General features: G+C 47.8%; 4 protein-coding genes and 3 pseudogenes. 1 reads left to right on the top strand and 6 read right to left on the bottom strand.

Translation table 11 applies throughout. The features are described 5' to 3' along the window. The 6 genes and pseudogenes from BG74_RS06245 to BG74_RS06230 form a co-directional block, all read right to left on the bottom strand. Positions 1-629, bottom strand: a pseudogene (locus BG74_RS06245) (aminotransferase class IV); the annotation flags it as partial. Positions 630-815: 186 nt separating this feature from the next. Then, positions 816-1,339 (bottom strand): annotated as a pseudogene (locus BG74_RS20690) (thiamine pyrophosphate-dependent enzyme); the annotation flags it as partial. 184 nt (positions 1,340-1,523) lie between these two features. Then, positions 1,524-1,793: a thiamine pyrophosphate-binding protein gene (locus BG74_RS20685; RefSeq protein ID WP_066597343.1), complete on the bottom strand. Its 270-nt coding sequence runs from the start codon at positions 1,791-1,793 to the stop codon at positions 1,524-1,526. A gap of 79 nt (positions 1,794-1,872) precedes the next feature. Then, positions 1,873-1,941 (bottom strand): annotated as a pseudogene (locus tag BG74_RS13630) (IlvGEDA operon leader peptide); the annotation flags it as partial. A 1,877-nt stretch (positions 1,942-3,818) separates the two neighbouring features. Beyond that, complete coding sequence (locus BG74_RS18990; protein WP_256364237.1) at positions 3,819-3,953, bottom strand: hypothetical protein; 135 nt, start codon at positions 3,951-3,953, stop codon at positions 3,819-3,821. Between the two features lie 673 nt (positions 3,954-4,626). Continuing rightward, a complete protein-coding gene (locus BG74_RS06230) occupies positions 4,627-4,965 on the bottom strand; it encodes a MaoP family protein (RefSeq protein WP_066597349.1) in 339 nt (112 codons plus the stop codon). A gap of 119 nt (positions 4,966-5,084) precedes the next feature. Here BG74_RS06230 and hdfR point away from each other — a divergent pair. Then, on the top strand, positions 5,085-5,842 hold a 758-nt coding region (gene hdfR / locus BG74_RS06225), incomplete at its 3' end, for an HTH-type transcriptional regulator HdfR (RefSeq protein ID WP_066597348.1).

Here is a 5,842-nt window from a genome sequence, read left to right as displayed (position 1 = left end):
GAAAGACGGCGTGGATAAATGCCATCTTTTACTTCAAACAGGTTATCGCTAGCGCTCTCGGAAGCATAACCGTGCACGTCAAGGGTAATACCTTCTTATAACTACGGTGGAGGGCTTCGTCGATGCCCACTAGCATCATTGATGATAACTAATTGGCCGGATTTAGAGCCGCGGTCAGAATGGTATTGGCCGACGCACGGTTCCAGGAAGACACCATCGCATCAATCCTTTAATTTAGGACCTCTCTTCTGATTTAGGACCTCTCTTCCCCCTAGAATAAGCTCCCCATGAAAACGCGGCGATAATCACGTCTGTGGTGTAGTCCACCGGCTCGAGTTCACGCCCGTACAGACATCACCGACAAACACAAACAGCCGGATATAGAAACTGACCAGTTTATTTTTCAGCATAACGGCGCAACAAGTGGCCGCCATCAGCTCATCGATGCTTTGCGTCACTGGCATGCTATATATTTTGGCCGAATTATGCAGGTGTTGTATGTGTTCACGATGATAAAATACCACCTAGCCTTTATGCGAATCAAAGCAACGTACTTCTTCAAAGAATGAAGACCCGTAATGCAGCGCATGCAATATCACATAGACTTTGGCTTCTGTCCACGGAACTATTTCACCGTTAAACTAAATGAAATCAGCTTACTCCATTGTTATCTTCTTCTTTCCTTACCTGGCCTTAGGCACGTATTTGTTATGATATTAATTGCTAGATCTCTACATAGCGATATCCATTAGCTTACTCAATTGTGCAGATAATAAGTCTGCAGATCGCTTTCTTGCAACGGTCAAGTGAAATATTTATGCTTTAGCTTCCGAGCGGAAGCGCTCGCTTGAATAGAAAGGGAATGTTGCATCATTATGATTTCTCCAGCATGGTTTCATTACCGTCGCTAGAGGCACAAGCGGCCAGATATTCTCAAGCTCATCGATAGAAACACGCAGCAGGAACGGTACAGGTTGGTTAAATAGGGTTTCCAGAGCCTGCGGGATTTAGTCTTTGCGAGTGATGTGCAAGCCGGGAAGGGGAATGACGAAAACACTGGCCAGCGTGAGAAAATCAGGGTTATCAGTCAGGGTGGTTCGCTATAACGTTTATCAAAAATAACTACTGCCATTGACGGACCATACCTAAATGCTGGTTATTATCCAGCAGCACGATTTTCAGCTGCAACCGTTTTTGCTTAATAGTGGTCAGATCCTCCTTGCACATCTATCATAAAGGAACTGTCGCCTGAGACACAGATGACGGTATCCCTAAGACGAGCAATCTGTGCTTCGATCACAGCGGGAATACCGAACCCCATCGTCCCTAGCCCGCTGGATATTCTTGGGAATATTGATCAGAACAGGACTGGGACATCCTCTGGTAGCAATGGCGAATTCTTCAGTGATAATCCACGGCAGCTCGCGTCCAGTGATTAGAAAGCTATGTTTGGTACAGACCAACAACAAACCCAGTGCATTAATTTCTTGAAAGGCATCAACGCCAATAAACGCCGATCTAACCTATCCTACGGTAATCGCCACGACCGGCACCGAGTCTAATAAGGCATCGGCTAGACCGGTGATAAGATTGGTGGAACCAGGACCGTAGGTCGCGATATACTCCCCCAATTTACCGGTAGTCCGTGCGTAGCCGATTTCTGCGATGGTCGCGCCCTGTGCTTCATGACTGCATATCAGATGCTCAATCCCGCTGTCGTAGATTGAGCTCTGTTCATGGTCCAGTTCCCTATCCTTCGCGCCGCAGGGACAGAATAATGTTCTAATTTTCATTTAGTGTTCTTCTGTTGCTTGATTGATACTCAAAAACCGCGACCGGGTTGGTGCGGTTTTTTTTGAAATTTAAGCTTGTTTAGTAAGCTTTTCTTCGTCCATGTTCAGCCCCGCATGGTGGGATAATAATCACTATCATGCTAATCACTTAAATAGCAGCTTTCATAAATATATTTTAATTATGCTTAATATTTAATTAATAATTAATAATTATTTTTGTTATTCCTATCAGCGCGATCAGAACGTACTGTCCTGTTATTCCATAAATTACATAATAGTTATTCATAAATGAAAATTTTTAATTTAGTCGACGACGGTCAGATAACATAGAGAAACCCTGACCAAGAGCAGCTCTTTTAAGGCAATGGAGGAGTCCCCAGTGGGTTGTAAGGAAGAGAAAACCAGAGACACGGTGGTCATCTCAGGGTGGGCGAATCTGCGGCGATAGAGAGATTAACATCGTTACCACTGACGAGTTGACGGTGATATAAGAGGCTGCATCACCAACCTCGGTGATTAGTATGAAGGGCGATGTGCGAGTCGTGTATTACACAGTGTCGCTGCGCTGCCAACTTATAAGGGAGTAGAGGGTCAATAGTAGGTTGAGCATGCGGGTCGCATTATACGGATATTAACTGATTAGTCAGTGTTAAAGGCATTGTTTAGTTAAGAATGATAATAAGTTTGCGGTGCGCCATAAGCGTCAACTATCGCGCGCAATATTCAGCAATGCCATAAAATAAAAAGAAAACTTTTAAGAACTCGCGCATCCTCTATCTTCGACTTGATTGAAAGGTTATCCGACTAATTTATATCGAGACCATCTAAACATCACTACAGCGACAATGCGAGACACCTCCCGACAAATTTAACATAAGAAATTTAATTATAATAAAATATTTTATTACTGAATATGTAGTAGCCGCGTAGCGGGTTAGACAGACGATGTTAGTCATCTCATTTATAATAAATGCTGAGAGCCAGCATATTTATTCTTATTATCTCTTCCTACATCTCCCTTTATTAAGCATATTCTACGAAAGCGTATTACCCCTCTATTTATTCGATCGATAGCGCCGGGTATTACCCGCTTACTAATGCACACCGTTCTCTTAGCGAAGATCGTTATATTCACGTTCATTCACCATCATCAATAACATGGTTATTAGCCTGTCTGGAAAACGGTGCAACGGTGGGTAATAATATCGTGAAACTAGGTGACTGGCGCATCTACGCTAGAAAAGCAAGCGCCGTTGCATTTTTCGCCATGGTATAGCAATGACGAGATTATTTTTCTTATCCGAGCCGCACATCTTTTTATCGTTACTAACCTTTCCGCCGCGATAGCTGGCACATACTCAGCACCGTTCACAAAGGAGAGCCCCATGGCACTGGCGACAATTTATACCCTCGGGCTAATCGGCATCCGGGTCACTATCTATCATGGTGGAGACAACATATAATAAGGGGTTGCCTTCCTTCTCAACCTGGTGTGGCTGCCGGAATGTACCGTGCGCGCGTCACGGGATTCAAGTATGCAGCGCCATTCTCACTACGATTTGCCAGTCGCGCTGGCAATCCTTTCAGCGACGTAACATATCCCCGGCGCTCGGCTGAAGCTTTATAAGTTTCTTGGCGAGCTGTCGCTGGCCAGGGGCCTGCGGAGTTTAGGCGCTATTCCGGCCACCCACGGCGCGGTGGACGAAGGTCGGCAGATTATCCTTATCCTGTAAGCCAATCGTGAAGAAATCACGCTGTCACCTAGCATCCAAGGTATGTCTCGCCGGCTGTCTGCAAAAGGTGTGCCGCTTTCTACAGGGTGATGACCCTCTGATTACCGAGGAACCCATGGCGGATATCCATCCTACTAGCGTCGTCAAACGGCAGCGATTTGACGGAAGTCATCGGCCATTAATAGGCCCAACGCGCACTAGAAATCGCCACTGCCGGCGGCTTACAAGTTTATTGCTGATATAGCCGCGCCGGGTACTCGGAAAGACCATGTTAGCGAGCCGACTATAGGGGTTAGCTGCCGGTATTAGATGATGAGACGATGGAAACCGCCGTCATTTTACCAGTCTGGTTAGCGTCAGCACCGCTAGACGCCATGAGCGTCAGCGTCCTTTTCGCGCGCTCCGGAGAAATCTCGCTCTGGCCCATAACGGCGTAAGCGAGTGCTCGGGAGCCCCGCGCCGCACGATCCGCTGGAAACAGGTGAAATTCACATCTGGAAACGGGTGAAATTCACATCGCGCGTGTCCAGGCCAGCGTTTGCCTGCCAGTATTTTTTCAATTGGTAGCGGCCATAACCATTCCGGCGATCGCAGCAGCGTACACGACCCGCTGCGAGCCGACTGAGAATACGCTGTCTGAATTGCCTGTCGGAGCCGTTTCTGGATCGCTTCGATGCTTCGATCTGTCGGTGTATGTCCCGTTGCCGTCACTGGGGTCGTTGCTCGGGCGCATGCCCGCTCGACGAAGACAGAGCGACTGTGCGTGCACGTGTCTGGCGGCACGTGCCATTCATTTAGAATACGCGTAGAGCCTTAACGCACGGCTGAGCAATAAGCGGCTTATGCAATGGTGCCCCTTTGTAGGAAACCGATAGCTAGTTTCTGGGAAATGCATTAATGGCGCTACGATTGTCAGTAACCTCTTCGCATTGTTTACTAAAAGTAGCCCGCACACCAGAGGATCTTGGCGTGTAAAGCCCAAATTAGCAAAAATCACCCTCTGGAAGCGCCCTAAGCTATCTCTATCGACCGGCTGCTGCATGAGCTGTGGTAGCAGCGGGAATAAGAGTTAGAATAAAGGGGCTTTAACCCCTTCTTTATCAATCTTCAGTGTCGGTGTAGTCTTCCACAACATCCATCTGTGGTTTACCGCCGGAAAGGGTATGAAAACGCTTGGGGCGGCGAGTATGCTCTATGTATTTAAACCAAACCTTCTCATGTTCGTTTGAGGGGGCAAGTTCACCGTGGCACACAGCAACAAACTGCCGTTCTTCATCGGTTACAGGTTCCCGTTTGCCGCTGTTCAAATCATTGTAGGCATGGCCGCAATGCTCTAATAACTGCGCTTCACGAATAGTGAAATGACCATGCCTAGAGAAGCCGCGAGGATAATTTTTGTTATCAAAATAACGAGTAGAAGTAAAAAAGCTGTCCGCCATCTTACGCGCTCCCATCTCTACATAAGCCATGCTGTTTATGGCGCGGAGTATTAGTTAGGGTTGACTTTCTGTAAAACGAAACATTTTAATCAGTGCGAAAAGTTTTTTTGGAGAGCGAAGTGGACACGGAATTACTGAAAACATTCTTGGAAGTAAGCCGTACCCGACATTTCGGGCGAGCGGCGGAAGCGCTTTATCTGACACAATCAGCGGTCAGCTTTCGCATCCGCCAGTTGGAAACTCAGCTGGGCGTAAGCCTGTTTACCCGCCATAGAAATAATATTCGCCTGACCGCGGCAGGGGAACGCCTATTGCCCTACGCAGAAAATCTGATAATCACCTGGCAGGTCGCCAAACAGGAAGTGACGCGCTCTTTGCAGCATAATCCGCTGTCCATTGGCGCCAGCGCATCGCTGTGGGAAGCGTGGCTGGGAGATTGGCTGCAAAATCTTTATAAACAGTGGCCGGATCTCCAGCTGGAGGCGCGCATTGCGCTGCGTCAGGGGCTAATAAAAGAACTACACGAACGCCAGCTGGATTTATTGATTACCACTGAAGCGCCAAAAATGGAGGAGTTGACTAGTCAGCAGCTTGGCAGCTTTTCCCTAACGCTGTTCACCGATGCCAATGGCGGCGAACCTGTTAACGACAAGCGACCTTATATACAGCTTGAATGGGGAGCTGATTTTCATACGCACGAAAACCGCCTGCAGCTCAATCAGCAGGTGCCGCTCGTCACCACTACCTCGGCGCAATTAACGCGCCAGCTATTGCATGTCACTACAGCCTGCGCCTTTTTGCCAAGCCATTGGGCACAGCGGTTTCCGGATTTACGGCCCGTTAGCGATATGCTAACCATCGTTCGCCCGCTGTTCGC

The sequence above is a fragment of the Sodalis-like endosymbiont of Proechinophthirus fluctus genome (assembly GCF_001602625.1).
Classification (GTDB): domain Bacteria; phylum Pseudomonadota; class Gammaproteobacteria; order Enterobacterales; family Enterobacteriaceae.
The sequence above is the reverse complement of the archived record's forward strand: the minus strand, read 5'-3'. Positions and strand labels throughout refer to the sequence as shown.

Excerpts from the sequence above, each read along its gene's own strand:
- BG74_RS20685 (WP_066597343.1), bottom strand. The coding sequence starts at position 1,793 with ATGAAAATTAGAACATTATTCTGTCCCTGCGGCGCGAAGGATAGGGAA.
- BG74_RS06230 (WP_066597349.1), bottom strand. The coding sequence starts at position 4,965 with ATGGCGGACAGCTTTTTTACTTCTACTCGTTATTTTGATAACAAAAAT.
- BG74_RS18990 (WP_256364237.1), bottom strand. The coding sequence starts at position 3,953 with ATGGGCCAGAGCGAGATTTCTCCGGAGCGCGCGAAAAGGACGCTGACG.